The sequence below is a fragment of the Sphingomonas aerophila genome (assembly GCF_014199305.1).
Classification (GTDB): Bacteria; Pseudomonadota; Alphaproteobacteria; order Sphingomonadales; family Sphingomonadaceae; genus Sphingomonas; species Sphingomonas aerophila.
The window spans coordinates 24910-45418 of record NZ_JACIJK010000013.1 but is presented as its reverse complement, the minus strand read 5'-3'; the positions used below and the strand labels follow the sequence as shown (position 1 = coordinate 45418).

The window sequence follows — 20509 nt, the reverse complement described above, 5'->3', positions numbered from 1 at the left end:
GACTAGCTGCGCGACAGGCTGTCCAGCAGCGTCGCGCGCATTCGGGCCGCGGTCGACAGATCGGCAGGGCCAAGCACGCCCTGCACATCGCGGGGCAGGTGCTCGACCGGGTTCCCGTTGGCGTGGAAGACGAGGTGGTCGAATAGCGTCCGGTACACCGCGCGTTGGTCGTCCGGAAGCGAGCCGATCGTCACCAGCGCATGAAGCAGCGCGTCATACGGGTTGCCCATTCCCGCCGGGGCCGGGTTCCACCAGTAGTTCACGAAGACGTTGACGGGACCCAGCGAGTCCACGGCGTGCCACCAATGGAACGGGATGTAGATCGCGTCGCCCGGTTCCAGCACCGCATCCTGCGCAACGGCGAGGGCGTCTGCGAACCGGGGATAGCGGTCGAGGTCCGGATGCGCCGGATCGACCAGGCTGATCGGCGTGCCCGCCGGCGTCAGCTCCAGCGGACCCATGTAGAGGTTGGCGATCTGGTCCGGCGGAAACAGCGTGAAGCGGCGCCGGCCCATCATCACGATGCCGATATTCTCCATCAGGTCGTAATGGGTCGCCACCCGGATCGCGTTGCCGAGCCACATGCGCGGGATCACGTCGGCGGGCAGCAGTTCGGTCGCGTTCTCGTCCGTGAAGCCGGGCAACAGCTCTGGCAGGGGCACGGACTGAACGGCCATGGCAAAGGGTTGCTCGGCGCTGCGATCGCGCAACAAGCGATCGAGGAACGGGTTGAGCGGCGAGCGACCGCGGGTGAAGTTCAGCCCTTTAAGGTCCGGCGTATAGAAGAACCGGCCCCCGATCGCGGGCTCACCGACGATGGCGGGCACGGCGTTGGAGTGGCTGAAGCGCTTGAGATAGGCGACCGCGTCCTCATCGGACCGGCGCGCCGCCGCCACGGCGGGCCAGTCGGCGCCAAGGCCCCGTAGCACGACCGGCTTGCCAGCAGGGCGGACCTCCTCGTCGAAGGTGCGCCGGTCGATGCCGGACAGTTCGGGAAGGGGTGTCATGAAGCGCGCCTAAGGCCGCTGAGATCGCAGCCGATTTGACGAAGATAATCGTCCTGCCGCGGCATGGTGCTCGCGGCCTGTGACACGACGTCACGGATGTGCTGCAGCCGGGACAGCGTCTCGGCATCCGACAACAGGTCGGCGGCGGGGTGATAGCCGGACGCTTCGATCCCCTGGCCGGCCATCACCGAGAGCCAGCTCGTTTCGGTGAACAGTTCATTGTGTTCGCGGAAGATGCGGCCGTTCGCGGCGAAGATGGCGAGCTTCTCTGCAAGTCCGGGTGGCGGCTCCAGGGTGCGGCAGTAATCCCAGAACGGCGTGTCGGTGCGCTCGGTCGCCTTGTAGTGGAGGACCAGGAAGTCGCGGATGTCGAGATATTCCTGAAGGTGGGCGGCGTTGAAACGCGCGACCTCCCGCTCGTCGAAGTTGCGGGTCGGCCAATAGGTTAGCAGCCGGGCGATCGCCGACTGGACGAGGTGGATGCTGGTGGATTCGAGCGGTTCAAGAAAGCCGCCGGCCAGCCCCATGGCGACGACATTGCCGACCCAGGCCCGCTTGCGATGTCCCCCGGTGAAGCGCAGCGGCCGCGGCTCGGCGAGCGGTGCGCCGTCGAGATTAGCCAGCAGCGTGTGCGTCGCCTCGTCATCCGAAATGTGCTCGGACGAATAGACATAGCCGTTGCCGATGCGATGCTGCAGCGGGATGCGCCACTGCCATCCGGCGCCGCGCGCGGTGGACCGGGTGAGCGGCTGGCGGTCGCCCCCATTCTCGCACGGCACGGCGACGGCGCGATTGCAGGGGAGCCAGCGGGTCCAGTCCTCGAACCCCGCCTCCATCGCGCCCTCGATCAGCAGGCCGCGAAACCCGGAGCAGTCGATAAACAGGTCGCCCTCGACCCGGGCTCCCGACTGGAGGCTCAGCGCGGCGACATGGCCGCTCTCACCATCACGTTCGACATCGACGATGCGCCCCTCCGTACGGACCGCGCCGTTGCCCTCCGCGAGTCGGCGCAGGAAACGGGCATACAGGCCGGCGTCGAACTGAAAGGCATAGCCGAGCTTCGACAGGGGTGACTTGGGCTGGTCTGGCCGGGGATGGGCGAAACGGCCCTGCTGACCGCCGACGATCGCCAAGGAATAGGCGTCGAGCGAGGTCTGGTCGCCAAGCTGCCGGCCTTTCAGCCAGAAATGGTGGAACTCGATCCCCTTCATGTCGAGGCCGTAGAAGCCGAAGGGGTGGACGTAGCGATGGCCGAGGCGCGTCCAGTCGACGAACTCGATGCCGAGCTTGTAGGTCGCGTTGGTGGCGCGCACGAACTCGGGCTCGTCGATACCGAGCATCTGGTTGAACAGCACGATCTGGGGGATCGTCGCCTCTCCGACCCCGACGGTGCCGATCTCCTCCGATTCGACCAGCTCAACGCGGAGGCCGGGCATCTCGCCCATGATGCGGGTGATAGCGGCCGCCACCATCCAGCCGGCGGTGCCGCCGCCGACGATCACCACGCGCCGGATCGCGTCATCCCTCATACCGGCGACCCTTCGAAGCTGAACGGTGATTCCGACGCGAAGGAGAAGGTCGGGCCATCTGCCGCAGGGGCGGGCGGTGGCGGCGGCGAGGCGGGTTGTGGACTGGCGAGCGACCCGGTCCTGCGCAGGAATTCGGCATGGGTCGGCAACTGGTCGGCGACCGCCAGGTAACCTTGCCGCATCTGTTCCATCGCGTGGGCCACCCTATCCTCATCGAGCGCATCGACCGCCGGTTCATACTCGGATGGGATGATGCCCTGGCCAAGGCAGACCGCAACCCAGCTGGTTGTCGCGAACAGTTCCAGCCCGTCACGGAACAGGCGCCCCTTGCCACGGAACAGGTCGATCTTGCGTTGCAGGTTCTCGGGCACGTCCATCGTGCGGCAGCGGTCCCAGAACGGCGTGTCGTTGCGGCGGGTTGCCTTGTAGTGGAGGATGACGAAGTCGCGAACGTCCTCGTACAGGTCCTTCATCTGGCGATTATATTCGTCCCGCTCGATCGGGTCGAAACGCTGGTCGGGAAACAGCGCGATCAGCTTCGCGATCCCGGACTGAACAAGGTGGATCGATGTCGACTCCAGCGGCTCAACAAAGCCCGAGGAGAGGCCCAGCGCCACGACGTTGCGGTTCCAGCCAAGCTTGCGGCGGCCGGTGACGAACGACAGGTGGCGCGGCTGCGCCAGCGGCTCGCCCTCCAGATTGGCCAGCAGTTCGCGTTCGGCCTCTTCCGCGCTCATGAAGTCGCTGCAATAGACTAGGCCGTTGCCCATCCGCTGCTGCAACGGAATGCGCCACTGCCAGCCTGCGCCGCGAGCGGTTGCGCGGGTGAAGGGGTCGGGATCGCCGACAAGCCGGCTCGGCACGGCAACCGCGCGGTCGCACGGCAGCCAGTGCTGCCAGTTCTCATATCCGGTCTCGAGCGCTTCCTCGATCAGCAGGCCGCGAAAGCCCGAGCAGTCGATGAACAGCTCGCCGCCGATCCGCTGGCCATTCTCCAGCACCACCTCGGTAACATGGCCGTCTTCCGGGCGGAGGCGGACGTCGGTGATCTTGCCCTCGACGCGGGCTACGCCGTTCGCCTCGGCATAGCGGCGCAGGAACGCGGCATAGAGCGCGGCATCGAAATGATAGGCGTAGAGCAGGTCCTTGACCGCAGACTGCGCGCCGTCCGCGGGCCGGGCGAACTTGCCGCGCGAGGCCGCGACCGCGCTCATCGCCCAGGCGGAAATGTCCGGCAGCACGCGGCGCTGACGTTCGCGCAGGTAAAGCTGGTGGAAGTGGATACCTTGCAGATCCTGGCCGAAAAAGCCGAACGGATGGAAGTAGCGGTCCTGGCCGTTGTGCCAGCCGGCAAACTCAATGCCGAGCTTGTAGGTGCCGCCCGTTTCGCGAACGAAGTCGTTTTCGTTGATGCCGAGCATCTTGTTGAAGGTGAGCAGCGGCGGGATCGTAGCTTCTCCCACACCCACCGTGCCGATCTCTTCCGATTCGACCAGCGTCACGCGGGTCACGCCGTTGTTGAGAAAGCGGGACAAAGCGGCCGCGGCCATCCAGCCGGCGGTGCCGCCGCCGACAATCACCACGTTGCGAATGGTATGCTCGTTCATGCGGAGATCTGTCTCTTTTGAGCGCCGAGATAGGCGGCGGGAGTGGGAAAGGAGGGTAGGGCGGCCTCGATGGCGGCGCGCCACCCTGCCATGGCCTGATCGGACTGGAACGCCGGCACCGTGTCGATCAGCGGATCGGTGCGGCGGGGGATCACCCCTTGGCCGATCAGGACGGAAAGCCAGCTGTCCTTGGCGAAGGTTTCTTCTTCGAAGAAGGGCAGGCGTCCGCGCTCGGCAAACAGGCGCAGCGTATAGGCGAGCGACGCCGGCGGCTCGGCCGCCGCTGCGCGCTGCCAGAACGGCTCGGGACGGTTGGATGTCGCATAATGCAGGGCGACGAAATCGCGAACGCGTGCGACCTCTGCGGCAGCCTGTCGATTGTAGTCGGCGAGTTCCAGCGGGTGGCAGGCGTGCCCGGGCATCATGGCGATTACCCGATCAATGGCGCTGTGCGCGAGGTGGAGGTTGGTCCATTCTAGCGGCTCGATGGACATTGCGGCATCGCCGATCGCGACGCAATTGGCTCGCCACGGTTCGGGCCGGGTCCCCTGGCGCAGGGTGACGGGCGCCGGTGCGTTCAGGCCGGTGGCGCCGCGAAAAGCTCGCGCAGCAGCCTCCGTCGACAGATCCGCGCTGGCGTATAGCATGCCGTGGGCGGTACGATTGGGCGTTTCCGACACCCAGCGCCAGCCGGCCGGCATCGCGACGGCCCTGTCGAGCGCAGACGGTTCAGCGCGGGGCGGTCCATCCCCGATCAGCAGGCGATCGGCGGGTAGCCATCGGCTCCAGTCTTCCCAGTCGCCATCCATCGTCGCGCGTATCGTCGCCTGCGGCCCGGTCGCGTCCACGAACAGGTCGCCGTCGAGTTCGCTGCCGTCCTCGAGCAGCAGCGCGTCCACAAAGCCGTTCTCGCGAAGGCGCACGTCCCGAACGGCGCCCTCTCGGACCACCACCCCGACATGCCGGGCAAAGGCTGACAACATGGCCGCGTAGGAGGGGAGGTCCAGCACCAGCCCGTGCTCGATGCCGGCGAAGGGTGAGCCCGCGTCGCTGATCGGTGGCGCGAACCGTCCGGCGCGGGCGAGCGCAGCAGCGGGCGAATGGGCGTCAAAGGGCGCTGTATCGCCGGCGGCCGCCGCGGCGCGGACCCAGTGATGGTGGAACGACGCGGTGCCGAATGGCTGGCCATGCGTGCCATAGGCGTGGACGTAGCTCGGGCGCTTGCCAGCCCAGCCCTCAAACGCGGTACCAAGGCGATAGAAGCTGCCGGCCCGGACAACTGCATCCTCGTCCCGCAGACCAAGGTCGTCATGAAAGCCGACCACAGAGGGAAGGGTGCCGGGCACGAGGTCGGCCAGCGCGTTCGCGGGCGGCGGCACCGGCACGATCGTGACGGCGAGCGAAGGCATGCGGCGCCTGAGCGCAGCGGCCGCGGACCAGCCGATGATGCCGCCGCCAACCACCACGACGCGGCGCATTGGACCATCGAGAGGTGCGGGCATCAGGCGGCTGCCTTCATCGGGCAATAACCGTCCAGGTACGCCAGGTGATCGGGCATCGCGGCAGCGGTAGAGCGGATCTCGGTGCGCAACTGTTCAAGACCGGCGACAAGGCTGTCGATCGAGGGAAGGTCCGCACGCGGGTCGTGCCCCTCCGGCGTGACGCGCTGGCCGAGATACACCGACACCCAGCTCGCATCCAGGAACGCGCCCTCACGGTATTTCACGATGCGGCCGCGGCGGCGGAACAGTTCCATCTTTTCAGCCAGGCTGTCCGGGATCGGCATGGTGCGGACATAGTTCCAGAATTCGGAATCGTCGCGCTCGGTCGCATGGTAGTGCAGGATCAGGAAGTCGCGGACCCGGTCATATTCCATGTCCACCACCCGGTTGAACTCATCGCGGTCGACCGGGGAGATGCGGCGATCGGGGAAGAGTTCGAGCAGCGCGGTGATCGCCTGCTGGACGAGGTAGATGCTGGTCGACTCCAGCGGCTCGAGGAAGCCACCGGCCAGGCCGATCGCGACCACGTTGTGCGCCCAGCTCCGCTCGCGCCGCCCGGCCTGGAAGCGCAGAAAACGCGGAGACGCCATCGGCTCCCCTTCCACAGCGGCCTCGAGCGCCTGTGCCGCCTTGTCCTCCGACAGGAACGCGCTTGAGAAGACATAGCCGTTGCCGGTGCGGTGCTGCAGCGGGATGCGCCAGCGCCAGCCCGCCGGCATTGCGATGGCGCTGGTATAGGGCGTGACCTCCGTCGCCGTGCGGCACGGCATGGCGGCGGCGCGGTCAGCGGGCAGCCAGCGTGACCAGTCCTGGAAGGGTTCGTTCAGCGTCTTGCCGATCAGCAGCGCGGCGAAGCCCGAGCAATCGATGAACAGGTCGCCCTCGATCCGGCGACCATCCTCCAGCACGATCGCGGTAACGTCGCCCGTTTCGCCGTCCTGGTCGACGCGGACCACCTTGCCCTCTGTCCTGCGTGCGCCAAGGCTTTCGGACAGGCGGCGCAGATAGGGCGCGAAGGTGACTGCGTCAAACTGGTAGGCATAGCCAAAGGTCGACGCGATGCTGCGGGAATCGGTGCTGGGGAGGGCGAAACGGTTCATGCGCGCGACGGTGCACGCCATCGAGAAAGCCTCGATCGGGGGGAGCTTGATACCGGCGTGAACCAGTCGAGCATAGTATTGGTGAAACTGTACTTCACCAGTGCCGCGGCCGAAGGTGCCAAATGGGTGGATATAGCTGTCCCCGATCCGCCCCCAGTTGCGAAACTCGATTCCCAGTTTGAACGTCGCGCGAGTGCCGGCCATGAAGTCCGCTTCGCGGATACCAAGCCGTTCGTTGAAGGCGCGGATGTGGGGCAGCGTAGCCTCCCCAACTCCCACGATACCGATCGCTTCCGATTCGACCAGGTGCACGGAAGCACGGTGCGGCAACAACTTAGCGATCGCAGCCGCGGTCATCCAGCCGGACGTACCGCCGCCCACGACCACGACGCGCAGCCTTTCTGCACCATCAAAGCGGACGTCATCCATGCCCATCCTCACCCCCGACCAAAGTCTTAGCTACCTAGACCATCTCGTGCCAGTGCGTGGCAATCCTGCAACACTCCGCAAGTAAGTGTTACCGCAATCATTTCTGCTTGCCGAGAGGCGGCGCGATATTTACTCCACCCAGCATCAAAGCGCGCGTTCGCATGACAGCGCTGACAATTCATGGGGGGGAAGCACTGATGTTGCGATCCGTTGACGGTTCACGAGACGCTACCAAGGACAATCTGAGCCAATTGCTCCGCACCGGCGCGTCGGTGACGGCGCTTTGCATGTTTGCGCTGGCTGGGCCGGCGCTGGCGCAGACCGGCAACGCTGCCGGGCAGAACACCGCGGGCTCCACCAGCCCGACCAACGCGCCCAACGCAGATCAGACCGCGAATCCGCAGGACGCGACCACCACCGCGACCCCGCCGACGTCCGCGCCCGAAGGTCAGGCCGCGCCCGCGACCGACGATGCGGGCAGCGACGACGTCGTCGTGACCGGTATCCGCCAGAGCCTGGCCAACGCGCAGAACATCAAGCGCAATTCCGACACGGTTGTTGACGCGATCACCGCGCAGGACATCGGTGCGCTTCCCGACCGGTCGGTGACCGAAGCGCTGCAGCGCGTTCCCGGCGTGTCGATCAACCGCTTTGCCGGCAACAACGACCCCGACCACTTTTCTGTCGAAGGTTCGGGCGTCAACGTCCGCGGCCTGAACTTCGTTCGTTCTGAGTTCAACGGGCGCGACACCTTTTCGGCCGGCATCGGTGGTCAGTCGATCAACTTCGCCGACGTGCCCGCAGAATTGCTGGGCTCCGTCGAGGTGTACAAGAACGCGACGGCCGACCTGATCGAGGGCGGCCTGGCCGGTACCGTCAACCTGAACACCCGCAAGCCCTTCGACAACAAGGGCTTCCACATCGGTGGTGGCGTCGAGGCCAATTATGGCGATTTCGCCAAGAAGTGGTCCCCGACGGGATCGCTGCTGGTCAGCAACACCTGGGACACCGAGATCGGTCGTTTCGGCCTGCTCGCCAACGCTTCCTACTCGCAGCTGAAGAGCCGCGCTGACGGTATCCAGGTCACCAACTACCAGACCCGTGATGGCGTCCAGGCGGCAACCGGCACCGGCACCAACACCACGGTGACCTGCCGCAGCCAGCTGCCCGGCACCACCGACACGACCCGCATCTTCAACGCGGATGGTTCCTCCATCTACCGCGGCTGCGGCGTGGCGGGCCTTGCCGGGGCAGACGGTTTCGCTGACCCGACCGCGTTGGCCTATGCGCCGATCGGCGGCCAGTTCCGCAGCCAGGACTATAACCGCAAGCGCGACGGCCAGGCCCTGGCCGTGCAGTGGCAGAGCAACGACGAAAAGGCGCTGTTCACCGCGCAGTTCCTGCGCACCCATTCCAGCAACGCCTGGGGTGAGCACACGTTCGAAACCGCGCCGGACCTGTCCGAGTACAACACCTATCCGGCGGGCTGTCAGCAGAACGACCGTGGTCCGCTGAACGGTGCCGGCAACACCACGACCCGCGCCGAGTGCGCCATCAACAGCGCCGGCCAGTTCACGTTCGGCGCCAACCAGCGCGGCAACGGCTACAACCCGGCTGGCGGCTCGTTCGGTAATTACGTGTACGACGAGAACGGCCTGTTCCAGAGCGGCTATGTGACGCTGCCAGGCACTGGCTGGCGCACGGCGTCGAGCGGTTCGGCCACGACGACCGTTCCGACCGGTGGTATCCAGCAGTCGCTGTCGCGCCGCCAGGTCTATGACGAGAACCTCGTCAAGGACGCTGGCCTGAACCTGAAGATCAACCCGGACGATCACTGGTCGATCAACCTGGATGCGGACTACACCTATGCCCGCCACCAGGTCACCGACCTCAGCATCTTCGGTTCGACCTTTGCCGATCAGGAACTCGACCTCACGGGCAAGCTGCCGAGTGTCATCGCGCACAAGCCGCTGACGCTGGCTGCGAACTGGGCGGCGCCGAATGCGGCGTTGGCCGCGGCTAACGACCAGCAGTACTTCGCCGGCCGTGACTTCCAGTTCTGGCGCGCCGCGATGGATCACATCGAGGACAGCACCGGCGACGAGTATCAGATCAAGGGCGATTTCGCGTACAAGTTCAACGACGGCGACCTGTTCCAGCGGATCAAGTTCGGCGCTCGTTATGCCGAGCGTTCGCAGGACGTGCGCTACACCGCGTACAACTGGGGCGCGATCAGCGAGATCTGGTCGGGCGCTCCGGTCACCCTCAACCAGGGTGATACGAGCCGGTCGTCGTTGTACAACTTCGACAACTTCTTCCGTGGCAAGACTGGTGGCCCGCCGCAGGCTTATTACTACAACGGCGACCTGGTCAGCGGTTACAACGACGCTGTCGCCTTCGCCCAGACGCAGAACGACATCTGGCGCAACCAAAATGGCGCCACGGCGAGCAATCGCTTCCTGGGTGCCGGTCAGCGCGCTGGTGCGATCCCGGGTACGGCGTTCCTGCCGTCGGAAGTCGCCAATGTTCGCCAGGAGGACTCGTCCGCTTATGCGATGATCCAGTGGGGGAACAGCGATCCCATCTTTGGCGACATTCGCGCTTCGGGTAACTTCGGTCTGCGGTATGTCCACACGGACATCTATTCGCGTACGGCGACGGCCATTCCAAACCGAGCTGACCTGGGCGTACAGGATCCGTTTGATACTCGTTGCCGGGTAACGACGCGCACCCTGCCGGACGGTACGGTTCAAACCGTGCAGCCAAGCGGTGTCTGTAACCTGGGCCAGGCCGCTTACACGTCACTTCAGCAGTTCGCGGTGGATGGCTATGCGTCGCAGCCGGCCAACTTCAAGAACAGCTACGGCTACTTCCTGCCGAGCGTGAACCTGAAGCTGGGTCTGTCGCGGGACGTTATCTTCCGCCTGGCGGGTTCGAAGGTGCTGACCCGTCCAGACTTCGCCAACATCCGGCCGTACGTGACCTACTCGCTGGAGCCGGGCTCGGGCACGGTCACGATCAACGCGGGTAATCCGGACCTGAAGCCGGCAACGGCGTGGCAGTTCGACGCGACGCTGGAGTGGTACTTCGGGCGGGTCGGCCAGATCTCGGTCGACGCCTTCTACAAGACCGTGGACGGGTTCTTCTACCAGTCGCTGGTCAACCGTAGCGTGACCAACAACGGTGTTACCCAGAACATCCTGGCTCGCGGCCCCGCGAACTATGAGGGCAAGGGCAAGATCAAGGGCTTCGAGGTTGCTTATCAGCAGACCTTCGACTTCCTGCCGAGCTTCCTGAACGGCCTGGGCTTCAACGGCAACTACACCTTCATCCAGAGCTCGGGTCTGCCGAACTCGTTCCTGAATGGTGGTACGCCGTCGTCGACCTCGACCATTGCAAAGGGCAGCCTGCCTCTGGAAGGCCTGTCGAAGCACAACATCAACGCGACGTTGTTCTACGAAAAGGGTCCGATCTCGCTGCGTGCGGCGTACAACTGGCGCTCGCGCTTCCTGCTGACGGCAGCGGACGTGATCTTCCCGTATACGTCGATCTTCAACGACAAGACGGGCCAGCTCGACGCGTCGGCGTTCATCAACCTCAACAAGTACCTCAAGCTCGGCGTGCAGGGTGTGAACCTGACCAACACCACAACCAAGCTGTTGCAGGCGTACAAGGCCGGTTCGAACGACCTGGCGCCGCGGTCGTACTTCACCAACGACCGGCGTTACTCGGTTATCCTGCGCGCCAACTACTAAGGCTGACGTGAAGGGTTGACCTTTGGACGGGCGGGGCTTCGGCTCCGCCCGTTTTGTTTGAGGAGTTTGAGACATGAAAAGCCTGCGCCTGTTGGCCGCCACCGTCGCCCTGCTGTCCGGCCCAGCCCTGGCCGGCGAAGCACGGTTCGACTGGTTCAGCTATCAGGGGCAGGAGGCAGGACACGGGCCGGGCGCTGGCGAATACCGCAATCCCATCTTGCCCGGCTTTTATCCCGATCCCAGCATCGTGCGGGTCGGGGCGGAGTTCTTTCTGGTCAACTCGACCTTCTCCTGGTTTCCGGGCATCCCGGTCTGGCGCAGCCGCGACCTTGTACGCTGGCAGCAGGTTGCGAATGCGATCAGTCGCCCGACCCAGCTCGACTTCAAGCGGCTCGACATGTCACGCGGGGTATTCGCGCCCGCGATCAGCCACCACGGCGGCCAGTTCCAGATCGTCAACACCTGCGTCGATTGCGGGGGCAATTACGTCGTCACGGCGCGCGATCCGGCGGGACCGTGGTCTGACCCGATCTGGCTGAAGGATGTGGGCGGGATCGATCCGTCGCTGTTTTTCGACGATGACGGCCGCGCCTGGCTGGTCAACAACGACGCGCCCGAGGGTAAGCCGCTGTACGAAGGGCATCGCGCAATCTGGCTGCGCGAGGTCGACCCCGTCACGTTCCAGAGCAAGGGGCCGGCGCGAGTGCTGGTCAATGGCGGCGTTGACCTGTCCAAGCGGCCGGTGTGGATCGAAGGTCCGCACTTGTTCAAGCATGAGGGGCGCTATTACCTCTCAGCGGCCGAGGGTGGCACCAGCGTCAACCACAGCCAGGTGATCTTTCGCGCCGACAGCCTGGCGGGACCGTTCGTGCCCGCGCCGGCCCCGATCAACCCGATCCTGACCCAGCGCGACCTGGACCCCGCGCGGCCGAGCCCGATCAGCGCGGCAGGTCATGCTGACCTGGTCCAACTGGCCGACGGGGCGTGGTGGGCGGTGTTCCTGGGCACGCGGCCCTATAAGGGTGATCTGTACAACACCGGTCGCGAGACGTTCCTGTTGCCGGTCACGTGGCGCGATGGCTGGCCGACAATCCTGCCGGGCAGACAGGCCATTCCCGCAATCGCATCCGCACCCAGGCTGCCTCGCGGTTCAGGAGCCGCTCCGGGTGAGCCGGCGATGGTGCGCGACGAGTTCGCCGGTTCGTCCCTTTCGCCTTATTGGCTGACCATGCGGACGCCAACCGCGCCGGTGTACCGGGTCGAGGGCGGGGCGCTGGTCCTGACCCCGGGGGAGGGCATCGGCAACCACGGCCACCCGGCGTATGTCGCCCGGCGCCAGCAACAGGCGGATGCGACCGTCACGACGGCAGTGCGCTTCCAGCCGGGTAAGGGCGAGGCGGCAGGCCTTGCGGCGGTTCAGAATGACGATTGGTTCCTGACGGTCGCGGTCACTCGTCGGCAGGGCCGGGACCGGGTTGAAGTGCGCCGTCGTGCTGGACCGGGTGAGCCTGTGGCGGGCAAGCTGGTGGCCGAAGCTCCGCTCGCACTGAGGGCAGGCGCAGCGGTGGCGCTGCGCGTCGTCGCGCGGGGTGGCGATTATGACTTCGCCTACGCGTCCAGGCCGGGTCGCTGGATCGACGTGGCGAAGGGCGTGGACGGCACCGTGCTGTCCACCGAGCGCGCGGGCGGCTTTGTCGGCACAATGATCGGGCCGTTCGCCGAAAAGCGATAAGGTCAGCGCGGGCCGGTCACGAAGCGGCCCGCCCAGCGCAGGAAGTGGCGCATGTTCGGCGCGTCGGTGTGGCCGCCGTCGTGCTGGCGCCACGCCAGTGCGCCGTCCAGCCGATCCTCGTTGACGGCCGGCATCGGCGTGGTGAGCGCGTCGCCCGTGTCGGGTCCAGCCGCGCCAAGCAGGCGGTACACGCGCGCGGCATCGAGCGTCGCCATCCAGCTGCCACGCTGGTCGAGCCACTTGGCGTCGCCCGCCTCCGGCACGCCATAGCTGATGAAAACCGGCCGGGGCGCCACCAGCGCGATCAGGGCGTTGCTGTCGACCGGCAGGTCGGCCGCGTCGAGCCCGGGCCGCGACACGCCCTTGGTATCGTATTTCAGGAAATTGCCGGCCATCCAGTGGTACTCACCGGTGGCGAGGTTGCCGACACTCTCGCCGAAGTTGCGGCGCAGCGGCGTGGCGCCACCCTTGCCCGACGAGCCGATCAGCCCGGTCGCGAAACGCGGATCGAATGCCAGCGCGACCAGCGCCGCCTTTCCATAGCGGGACACGCCCTCGATCCCGATCCGCTTCGCGTCGACGTTCGGGTCGCGGGCCAACCAGTCGAGCCCGCGACCGGCCGCCCAGGCCCAGGCCCGAAGCGCGCCCCAATCGTCAGGAGCGCGGGGCCGGCCACGATTGGTGAGCCCAATGATCCCGCGTCGCAGCCCCGATCCGTCATCCTCCTGCGCGCTCAGCGGATCGATCATCGCGTAGCCCCAGCCGGCCGCGATCAACTGTTCGATCGGCGGCGGCTCACCGGGCCCCGGAAAGCGAAAGGGGGCGGCGGACGCGAGCGGGAAGGCCTGGTGCCGGTCGAACACGGCAGCGAGTGGAGGATCCTGGCGGACGAGCAGGGCGCGCATGGCCGTGTTGATCCGGTCAATCTCGTCGGGATCAGGCTGCGACGGTGCGGGGAAGTCGGCGCGGCCGAACATCATCAACACCGGCACGGGGCCCTTCGCATTGGCGGGCAGTACCACGGTCATGCGCAGCCGAACCGCGATCTGCGGCGCCGCGCGATTGTCCACTGTACCGATCACACGGCGGGCGATCACCGGCTGGCCGAAGCCGATGACTTCCCGATCGGTTGCGGTCACCTGCCAGTCCACGCCCGGCACGTTCGCCGGAACCCGCCCATAAACCTCGCGCGCCAGCACCTCGGCCAGCTCCACACGACGGCGCGGCCAGCTCTTCGCGGTGACGGGGCGGCCATCCGCGAAGCGCAGCGGATCCGGCAGGTGGGGGTAGGGCGTCGCCCGCCCCTCATCCTCGTTCGCCGAGTTGGGCCGGCCCGGCTCTCCGCTGACGCCCGGCACCAGCGCCGTGATGCCGAGCTGCCCCATCATCTGCTCGCGATCCTGGTCGGCAGTGACCGCCGTTTGGGCGAGCGCGGCCGTGGCGAGCAGGACGGCGGCCAGCGCCGGCAGTGTTCGTCGCATCACTTCAGCAATGCCGCCGGGTCCGCGTCATTCTTGTAGTCCAGCACGAAGATGGGGCCGAGTTCCACAACGTGCTTCGCGGCGGCCAGGTGCACCGTCGCGCGCGCCTTCCCGGCCGTAAAGCCCTTGGGGCTCTTGGCTGCGGCCCGGTACAGTTTCCAGTCGGGGCCGACATCGGCGTTGCTGCCCGCAATGGTGGTGTAGGGGGCGTCGCCTTCCGTCGCGCCGAAAAAGGGAATGGGCGTCGTTTCGCCGGCCTTCAACTGAGGCGCGCGCATATACACGGCGACCAGTACCGTATCGCCCGCCGCGATCGGCTTTTGAATTGGGGACACCGCGCCGGTGTCATAAGGATGCGCACCCGCGCGATCGATCGTCACCTGAACCGCCTCGTTGCCCGGCACGCCTTCGACCTTTACCGCCTTGGCCTTGTTGGGGCCGTAGAAGCTCCAGTTGGTGCCTGGCTGGTTTACCGCGCGATCAAGGATGCTGGGTTCGGCCGCCTTGGCCGGGGCCGCAGCGGTTTGCGCCAGCGCGGGCGCGGAAAGAACCGACAGCGAAAGCGTAAGGCCGGCAAGCGCAAGCACGGGCGGGCGACGGGTCATAGATCCTCTCCTGTTTCTTATGTTGTTCCTCGATTGTGGCCGGACCGGCCGATCCCGGTCAAGCGTGTCTCTTCACGTGCGGGCGGGTGCCGCGGCGAGCGCGGCGGCGATGGCCTCGCGCATCGGCTTGGGCTTGAACGCCGCGTCATAGGGGCAGGGGCGACCCCGCGCGTGGTCGGGACGCGGTTCGAACCCTTCGATCCAGCTGAACCGGTCGGTCATCCCCCAGGCGAGGACGTCGCGCAGCTGCGGAAAGGACAGCGTCACGTCTAGGTAGCCGCGCGTGTAGTCGGCAACCGCCCGGTCCCGTTCCGGCACATCGGCGGGTAGATTGTTGTCGCGCACGTCGAGTTCGGTGATGAGCAGGCGATACCCCATGCCGGTCACCTCCTCCAGGAACCGGCGCCACTCACCATCCAACGCCCGCACGCTCGCGCGCGTGTCGCGGCCCTGGGCGACGATGTGCGACTGGATGCCGAGCGCGTCCACCGGCGTCCCGCGGCGGCGAAAGCCTTCCAGCAGGCGCAGCACACCCGCGCGGTGGGAGGCGTTATCCGCTTCCCAGCTCATATAGTCATTGTACACGAGCTCGGCATGAGGGGCGGACGCGCGGGCGGTGCGGAAGGCGAGGTCGATCGTTTGTTCAACGCCGCCCATCGCGTGTGACAGGGCCGTTTCCTCCAGCGCGCCGGTTTCGGGCGTCACCACCTCGTTCACGACGTCGTAGCTGCGGATGCGGGTGCCATAGCGTCGCGTCACGGTATCGATGTGCTGCGTGAGGAGTCGTGCCGCCTCCGTCGCGGGGCGCGGGCCGAAATCGTAGCTTTCGAGCCAGCGCGGCATCCACTTGCGACGGTGCCAGAGGAGGTTGTGGCCCCGCATCGCCATGCCGTTGCGATCACCCCAGCCGATCATGGCATCGAACGGCGCGAAGTTGAACCGATGCGGGCCTGGGCGCAGGAACTGCCACTTCATCTCGTTCTCGGCGACGAGCAGCCCGCAATCGGCGCGCAACAGGCGGGCGTAATCGGGGTTGAGAAAAGACCCGGTACGCGGGTTTGCCGATACGGCGGAGCCGAAGCGCAGGCCGCGCCCTTTTGCGATCGCATGGAGGCTGCGCTGCTGCGGGGCGGCGATCGCGGCAGCGGGTGCGAGCGCTGCGGCGGCGAGCATCGCGATCCCTTCGCGGCGCGTCGGCATGTTAGTCATGAAAGCCTCTCCCGTATCGGCGCGGCTCTTGCCGCCCCGGCTGTGATAGCGCTAGCATCCGCCCGCGCAATCGCGTGGAGGGGATATAAATGAGGACGTTAGGCTTGCTGGCCGGGGCGCTGGCCCTGTTGTGCGGCACGGGCGCGACCGCCCAGGACTATCATCCCGATTCCCGAGCGCCCGCTCCGGCGGTGGTGACCAAGACGATCAAATTATGGCCGAATGGCGCGCCCGGTTCCGAACGGCGCCGCGCCGAGCCCGAGCAGGCGGCGGATTACTGGATCAAGAACATTCACGACCCCAGCCTGACGGTGTACCCCGCCGACCCGCGCCATGCGAACGGCGCGGCGGTGATCGTGGTACCGGGCGGAGGCCATCGCCTCCTTGTCTGGACCACCGAAGGTATCGCCACCGCGCAGCCGCTGGCACGCCTGGGCGTGACCACCTTTGTGCTGAAATACCGGTTGGCGCGTGAGGAAGGCTCGACCTATTCGATCGAGAATGACGCGGCGAGTGATCTGCGTCGCGCGATCCGCTGGGTCCGCGCCCATGCGGCCGAGTACGGCGTCGACCCCCACCGGATCGGGGTAATGGGCTATTCGGCCGGGGGCGAACTGGTGACGCTGGTGGCGGACAATCCCCCGCCAGCGGCGTCACGGACCGGCGATGCGCTCGACAGGGTCGATGCGCGGCCCGACTTTCAGATCCTGGTGTTCCCCGGCCCGCTGGGATTGCCGGCAAAGGCGGTGGCAGGGGCGCCACCCGCGTTCCTGACGGCAGGATCGCTGGACGCTTGCTGCGCGACCCCGACGGTGACGTTGTTCGAACAGCTTCGCGGAGCCAAGGTGCCAGCCGAACTGCATATGTATTCGCACGCCGACCACGCCTTCAACCTTGGCGAAACCTCCACCTTGCTGTCGGTGGCACATTGGCCGGACCGGCTGGGCGACTGGCTGGCCGATGGCGGATGGCTTGATTCGGGGAGCAGGCGCGGTGCCGCGCCTGCCGCTAGAAGCGCCGGGTCAGCCGGAAATTGACGACCGGGTCCGCATTGCCGCTGTCATAGCGTTCGCCCGACAGCGGCACCGCCACGCCGATGTCGGCGTCGAGAATCTCGCCCAGGCGTGACCGGACGCCGCCGCCGACGGACACCAGCGTTCCGCCGCCGAAGCCGTCGCGCAGGTTGCTGACGCTGCCAGTGTCGACAAAGCCATACAGGATCGGCTTGCGGGCAAAGCCGATATTGCCCGGCACCGACCAACGCAGTTCGCCAGAGATCATGGTGCCTTGGTCGCCGCTGCGCTCGCTATAGTCATAGGCGCGGAGGAACTCGCTGCCGCCCAGGCCAACCTCCTCGGACACGAGCAGCGGCTGGAACGCGACCTGGCTCGCGACGGCAAGCTGCCCCGACAGCCGGCCGACGATGGGGCGGGTCCAGTCCGCGCTGAACGTCACTGTGGTGAAGGTGCCGTCCGCATCGCGGCGGGAGGCAAGCGGATCGCCCGCCCGGGTCGCGTCGAACAGGTCGAGTCCCTGGCTGAGCGTCGCGGAGGAGCGCAGGCGGCCGCCGGCCCAATCGGCAAAGCCGTTCAGCCCGACCCGCGCGACGGTGAGCCGGTCGCGGCGCGCCAGCACCTCCTGCCGGTCCTGCCGCACCGTTCGGATGCCGATGTTGCCCGACACCCACAGGCTGGCCTGCCGGCGGCGGAGCAGGGGGTGCAACAGGTCAAGGCGAGCCGTCCAGCTGGTACCGTCGATGTCGCGGTCGAGCAGATACGAACCCGGATGGGTGCGGGCGTAGGAGGCGCTGACCGCGATTTCCGTGCCGTCGCTGGATATCCGCTTGCCGTAGCGGGCGCGCAGATAACCGAACTCGCTCGGCTCGAACGGGGTTACGAGTTCGGTGATCGACAGGATGTCGTCATCGGCCAGCAACTGGCTTGCCCGCACCGTCAGGTCGGCCTGAAGCGGGCCGATCAGTCGCGATCCGGAATTGTCGATGCCGACGCTTGCAGAGAACGGGTCCGGCAGGATGTCTACCTCCAGTACTGTGCGAGTCCCTTCCCTCAGCACGCGCGAACGGCGCAACCAGAGCCCGTCGATGTCGCCGGCGATCAGCAGCCGCCTTTCCAGTTCCGCCTGGCGAACCGGGCCGTGGCCGACCAGTGGCTGCAACGCCGCGATCACGGCACGGTTGTTGCCACCCCGGGTGCGAACCGCGTCGATATTGCCTTCATCCAGATCGACCCGCAGGATGCCGGACGTCAATGGCTGGGCGGGGATGGACGCGCTGGCGAGAACAAAGCCCTTCTCCCGAGCGCGCTGGGCCAGAGCATCGGCCAATCCGGCGAGGGCCGGCGGTGACAGGGTACGACCGACATAGATTTCGAAAATGTCGGCGAAGTCGGATGGGCGAAGAACCTGCAACCCGGCGATCGTGATGGCGCCGACGGTAATGGGCGCGCTTCGGCTGGCGCTGGTGTCCGCTGGGGAAACGGTCGTGGGGGCAGAAGCTTCGGCCGGGTGCTCCGCGTCGCGTGGTGCTTGGGCCGCGACCTTGCTTGGATCGACGCGATCAAGGGTCGTCTGCGCCTGGGCCGCCGGAACGGTGGCCGCCAATGCTGCCAGCGCGGCGATGCTGTTTCGCTTGATCACGGAAAAACCCTTACTGCCTTATGCATCGGGCGGTACGGGCAAGACCCTAACAATCACTGAAGCTTAGGGCGCCGTTAAGCACATCGACTCATCGAAACGGCATCTTTGTTTTCTAGACCGGGCGCTTGAAACAAGGATGCCGCTGATGCGCAAGACGATTACCGGTGCTCTGGCCATGGCAATGCTGGTATCCACAAGTGGTACCGCAATGGCTCAAGCACTTACGTGGCGCGTGTCGGAAGCGGCGGGCGCGGTGACGATCCAGCGCGGGGGCGTTTCGCGCCTGGCGACGCGCGGCGCGACACTGGCCGAGGGCGACGTGGTGCAGACGGCCGGCGGCGGCCGCGCGGTGCTGGTGCATGATCGCGACTTCGTGACGGTGGCGCCCAACAGCCGCGTGTCTGTGCCCGAGGCGGCGCAGGCGAGCGGCCTGACCAAGCTGATCCAGACCATCGGCAACGCGGTCTACAAGATCGAGAAGCTTGGCGTGCCGCACTTCGGCGTCAACACCCCGTACCTGGCCGCGGTCGTGAAAGGCACGACCTTCTCCGTCACTGTCGATGCCAGCAGCAGTTCGCTCCAGGTGGTCGAGGGCGCCGTGGAAGTGGCGACGCTGGATGGCGGGGCGCGCGACCTGATTCGGCCGGGCGCGGTGGCGAGCATCGCAGCAAGCGACATGTACCGCCTGCGCGTGCAAGGCGACTTCAACCGGACCATCGACTCGCCCGCGCGCCCTGCGTCGAGCGCGCCAGCACCCGCGCCTGCGCCGACTTCATCCGCGCCTGCGCAAACGCCCCAGGCGGCTGTAACCGAGAACAAGGTCGTGGCGGTGCAATCGCCCGCCGATGTCGGCGGCGCGGTGATGGTTGGCCACGACTCGATCGACAACTCGCTGCCGGTGATTGTCGAGATAATCTCGTCCAAGCCGACCGATCTCGGCTCGGTGACCGGTGGGCTGGTCAGCGGGACGCTGGCTTCGGCGGTAACTGCGGTCGCCACTACTGTGGATCGTGTGGAACTGGCCGCCGCAGCAAAGCCGTCCACGGCAGTGCCTGCGCCGGCTGCGGGAGGGACGGTGCCATCGACTCCGACCTCGCCGGCGCCGAGTGCGGGGGGGCCGGCAACAACCGCGCCCGCGGCCCCGGCCCCCGTAGTCGAGACGCCTGCGGTCCCTGCTCCGCCCGTGACGACGCCGGCTGCTGAGACGCCGGTCACTCCAAATCCAGCCACGCAGCCCGCGACGTCACCGGCCCCGGCGGGAGACGTGTCCCCCTCGCCCGCACCAACCGGCGACGCGGGTAGCGACAAGGCGGCGGTTGACAAGGCCGCAACGGACAAGGCCGCTGCGGAAGCCCCGACTGGCAAGGACAATGGCAACGACCCCAAGCCGGATGCGGGTTCGGGCAAGGACAGCCCGGCCGATAAGGATAACGGCAAGGGCAACGACAACAAGCCTAGTGCGGGCCCGGATAAACCGAACGCCGAGAAGGACGCCAAGGACAAGGCTGACGCTGACAAGGCGGCCAAGGACAAGCCGAACGCCGAGAAGGACGCCAAGGACAAGGCCGACGCTGACAAGGCAGCCAAGGACAAGGCTGACGCTGACAAGGCAGCCAAGGACAAGGCCGACGCTGACAAGGCAGCCAAGGACAAGGCGAACGCCGAGAAGGACGCCAAGGACAAGGCTGACGCTGACAAGGCAGCCAAGGACAAGGTCGACGCTGACAAGGCAGCCAAGGACAAGGCGAACGCCGAGAAGGACGCCAAGGACAAGGCCGACGCTGACAAGGCGGCAAAGGACAAGGACGTTGGAAAAGAAGGCAAGAACAAGGGCAAGGGCGCCGACGACGATTGAGGCCCCGCGCCCGGTAAGGACGCTCCCAAGGCGGACGCCAGGC

Annotated in this window: 13 protein-coding genes; 4 read left to right on the top strand and 9 right to left on the bottom strand. The window is 66.6% G+C overall.

Features of this window, described 5'->3' with window-relative positions:
• Window positions 1–2 precede the first annotated feature (2 nt).
• Genes FHS94_RS17145 through FHS94_RS17125 form a run of 5 tightly spaced genes read right to left on the bottom strand, consistent with a single transcriptional unit; the run spans window position 3 to window position 7174 of the window.
• Entirely contained in the window at window positions 3–1007 is a 1005-nt protein-coding gene (locus tag FHS94_RS17145) for a cupin-like domain-containing protein (protein WP_184060162.1), read from the bottom strand.
• Window positions 1004–2536: a tryptophan halogenase family protein gene (locus FHS94_RS17140; RefSeq protein ID WP_184060160.1), complete on the bottom strand. Its 1533-nt coding sequence runs from the start codon at window positions 2534–2536 to the stop codon at window positions 1004–1006. The genes FHS94_RS17145 and FHS94_RS17140 overlap by 4 nt, the downstream gene beginning before the upstream one ends.
• Complete coding sequence (locus FHS94_RS17135; RefSeq protein ID WP_184060158.1) at window positions 2533–4143, bottom strand: tryptophan halogenase family protein; 1611 nt, start codon at window positions 4141–4143, stop codon at window positions 2533–2535. The genes FHS94_RS17140 and FHS94_RS17135 overlap by 4 nt, the downstream gene beginning before the upstream one ends.
• Window positions 4140–5645 carry a tryptophan halogenase family protein gene (locus tag FHS94_RS17130; RefSeq protein ID WP_184060156.1) on the bottom strand — a complete coding sequence of 502 codons (1506 nt, stop codon included), beginning with the start codon at window positions 5643–5645 and terminating at the stop codon, window positions 4140–4142. The genes FHS94_RS17135 and FHS94_RS17130 overlap by 4 nt, the downstream gene beginning before the upstream one ends.
• The gene (locus FHS94_RS17125) at window positions 5645–7174 is read right to left on the bottom strand and encodes a tryptophan halogenase family protein (protein ID WP_184060154.1); all 1530 of its coding nucleotides are present in this window, start codon (window positions 7172–7174) and stop codon (window positions 5645–5647) included. Before FHS94_RS17125 ends, FHS94_RS17130 begins: the two co-directional genes overlap by 1 nt.
• A 197-nt stretch (window positions 7175–7371) precedes the next feature.
• Here FHS94_RS17125 and FHS94_RS17120 point away from each other — a divergent pair, with 197 nt between their 5' ends.
• Window positions 7372–10929 carry a TonB-dependent receptor gene (locus FHS94_RS17120; protein WP_221234852.1) on the top strand — a complete coding sequence of 1186 codons (3558 nt, stop codon included), beginning with the start codon at window positions 7372–7374 and terminating at the stop codon, window positions 10927–10929.
• 73 nt (window positions 10930–11002) lie between these two features.
• Window positions 11003–12661: a glycoside hydrolase family 43 protein gene (locus tag FHS94_RS17115; protein ID WP_184060152.1), complete on the top strand. Its 1659-nt coding sequence runs from the start codon at window positions 11003–11005 to the stop codon at window positions 12659–12661.
• Window positions 12662–12663: 2 nt separating this feature from the next.
• Here the strand turns inward: FHS94_RS17115 and FHS94_RS17110 are convergent, their stop codons facing one another.
• The 3 genes from FHS94_RS17110 to FHS94_RS17100 all read right to left on the bottom strand — a co-directional run bounded on the left by FHS94_RS17110 (window position 12664) and on the right by FHS94_RS17100 (window position 15956).
• Window positions 12664–14142 carry an alpha/beta hydrolase family protein gene (locus FHS94_RS17110; RefSeq protein WP_184060150.1) on the bottom strand — a complete coding sequence of 493 codons (1479 nt, stop codon included), beginning with the start codon at window positions 14140–14142 and terminating at the stop codon, window positions 12664–12666.
• Window positions 14142–14747: a hypothetical protein gene (locus FHS94_RS17105; RefSeq protein WP_184060148.1), complete on the bottom strand. Its 606-nt coding sequence runs from the start codon at window positions 14745–14747 to the stop codon at window positions 14142–14144. Before FHS94_RS17105 ends, FHS94_RS17110 begins: the two co-directional genes overlap by 1 nt.
• A gap of 72 nt (window positions 14748–14819) precedes the next feature.
• Window positions 14820–15956, bottom strand: a complete 1137-nt coding sequence (locus FHS94_RS17100) for an endo-1,4-beta-xylanase (RefSeq protein ID WP_184060146.1) — start codon at window positions 15954–15956, stop codon at window positions 14820–14822.
• Window positions 15957–16045: 89 nt separating this feature from the next.
• Between FHS94_RS17100 and FHS94_RS17095 the strand changes: the two genes are divergently transcribed.
• Complete coding sequence (locus FHS94_RS17095; protein ID WP_184060144.1) at window positions 16046–16993, top strand: alpha/beta hydrolase; 948 nt, start codon at window positions 16046–16048, stop codon at window positions 16991–16993.
• Here the strand turns inward: FHS94_RS17095 and FHS94_RS17090 are convergent.
• Window positions 16965–18611: a ShlB/FhaC/HecB family hemolysin secretion/activation protein gene (locus FHS94_RS17090; protein ID WP_184060143.1), complete on the bottom strand. Its 1647-nt coding sequence runs from the start codon at window positions 18609–18611 to the stop codon at window positions 16965–16967. The two genes, FHS94_RS17095 and FHS94_RS17090, sit on opposite strands and share 29 nt — an antisense overlap.
• A 145-nt stretch (window positions 18612–18756) precedes the next feature.
• Between FHS94_RS17090 and FHS94_RS17085 the strand changes: the two genes are divergently transcribed.
• Complete coding sequence (locus FHS94_RS17085) at window positions 18757–20466, top strand: FecR domain-containing protein (protein WP_184060141.1); 1710 nt, start codon at window positions 18757–18759, stop codon at window positions 20464–20466.
• Window positions 20467–20509: the final 43 nt, after the last annotated feature.

Coding starts and splice junctions, on each gene's coding strand:
- FHS94_RS17095 (WP_184060144.1), top strand. CDS start 16,046: ATGAGGACGTTAGGCTTGCTGGCCGGGGCGCTGGCCCTGTTGTGCGGC.
- FHS94_RS17135 (WP_184060158.1), bottom strand. CDS start 4,143: ATGAACGAGCATACCATTCGCAACGTGGTGATTGTCGGCGGCGGCACC.
- FHS94_RS17110 (WP_184060150.1), bottom strand. CDS start 14,142: ATGCGACGAACACTGCCGGCGCTGGCCGCCGTCCTGCTCGCCACGGCC.
- FHS94_RS17145 (WP_184060162.1), bottom strand. CDS start 1,007: ATGACACCCCTTCCCGAACTGTCCGGCATCGACCGGCGCACCTTCGAC.
- FHS94_RS17100 (WP_184060146.1), bottom strand. CDS start 15,956: ATGACTAACATGCCGACGCGCCGCGAAGGGATCGCGATGCTCGCCGCC.
- FHS94_RS17130 (WP_184060156.1), bottom strand. CDS start 5,645: ATGCCCGCACCTCTCGATGGTCCAATGCGCCGCGTCGTGGTGGTTGGC.
- FHS94_RS17140 (WP_184060160.1), bottom strand. CDS start 2,536: ATGAGGGATGACGCGATCCGGCGCGTGGTGATCGTCGGCGGCGGCACC.
- FHS94_RS17085 (WP_184060141.1), top strand. CDS start 18,757: ATGCGCAAGACGATTACCGGTGCTCTGGCCATGGCAATGCTGGTATCC.
- FHS94_RS17115 (WP_184060152.1), top strand. CDS start 11,003: ATGAAAAGCCTGCGCCTGTTGGCCGCCACCGTCGCCCTGCTGTCCGGC.
- FHS94_RS17125 (WP_184060154.1), bottom strand. CDS start 7,174: ATGGATGACGTCCGCTTTGATGGTGCAGAAAGGCTGCGCGTCGTGGTC.
- FHS94_RS17120 (WP_221234852.1), top strand. CDS start 7,372: ATGTTGCGATCCGTTGACGGTTCACGAGACGCTACCAAGGACAATCTG.
- FHS94_RS17105 (WP_184060148.1), bottom strand. CDS start 14,747: ATGACCCGTCGCCCGCCCGTGCTTGCGCTTGCCGGCCTTACGCTTTCG.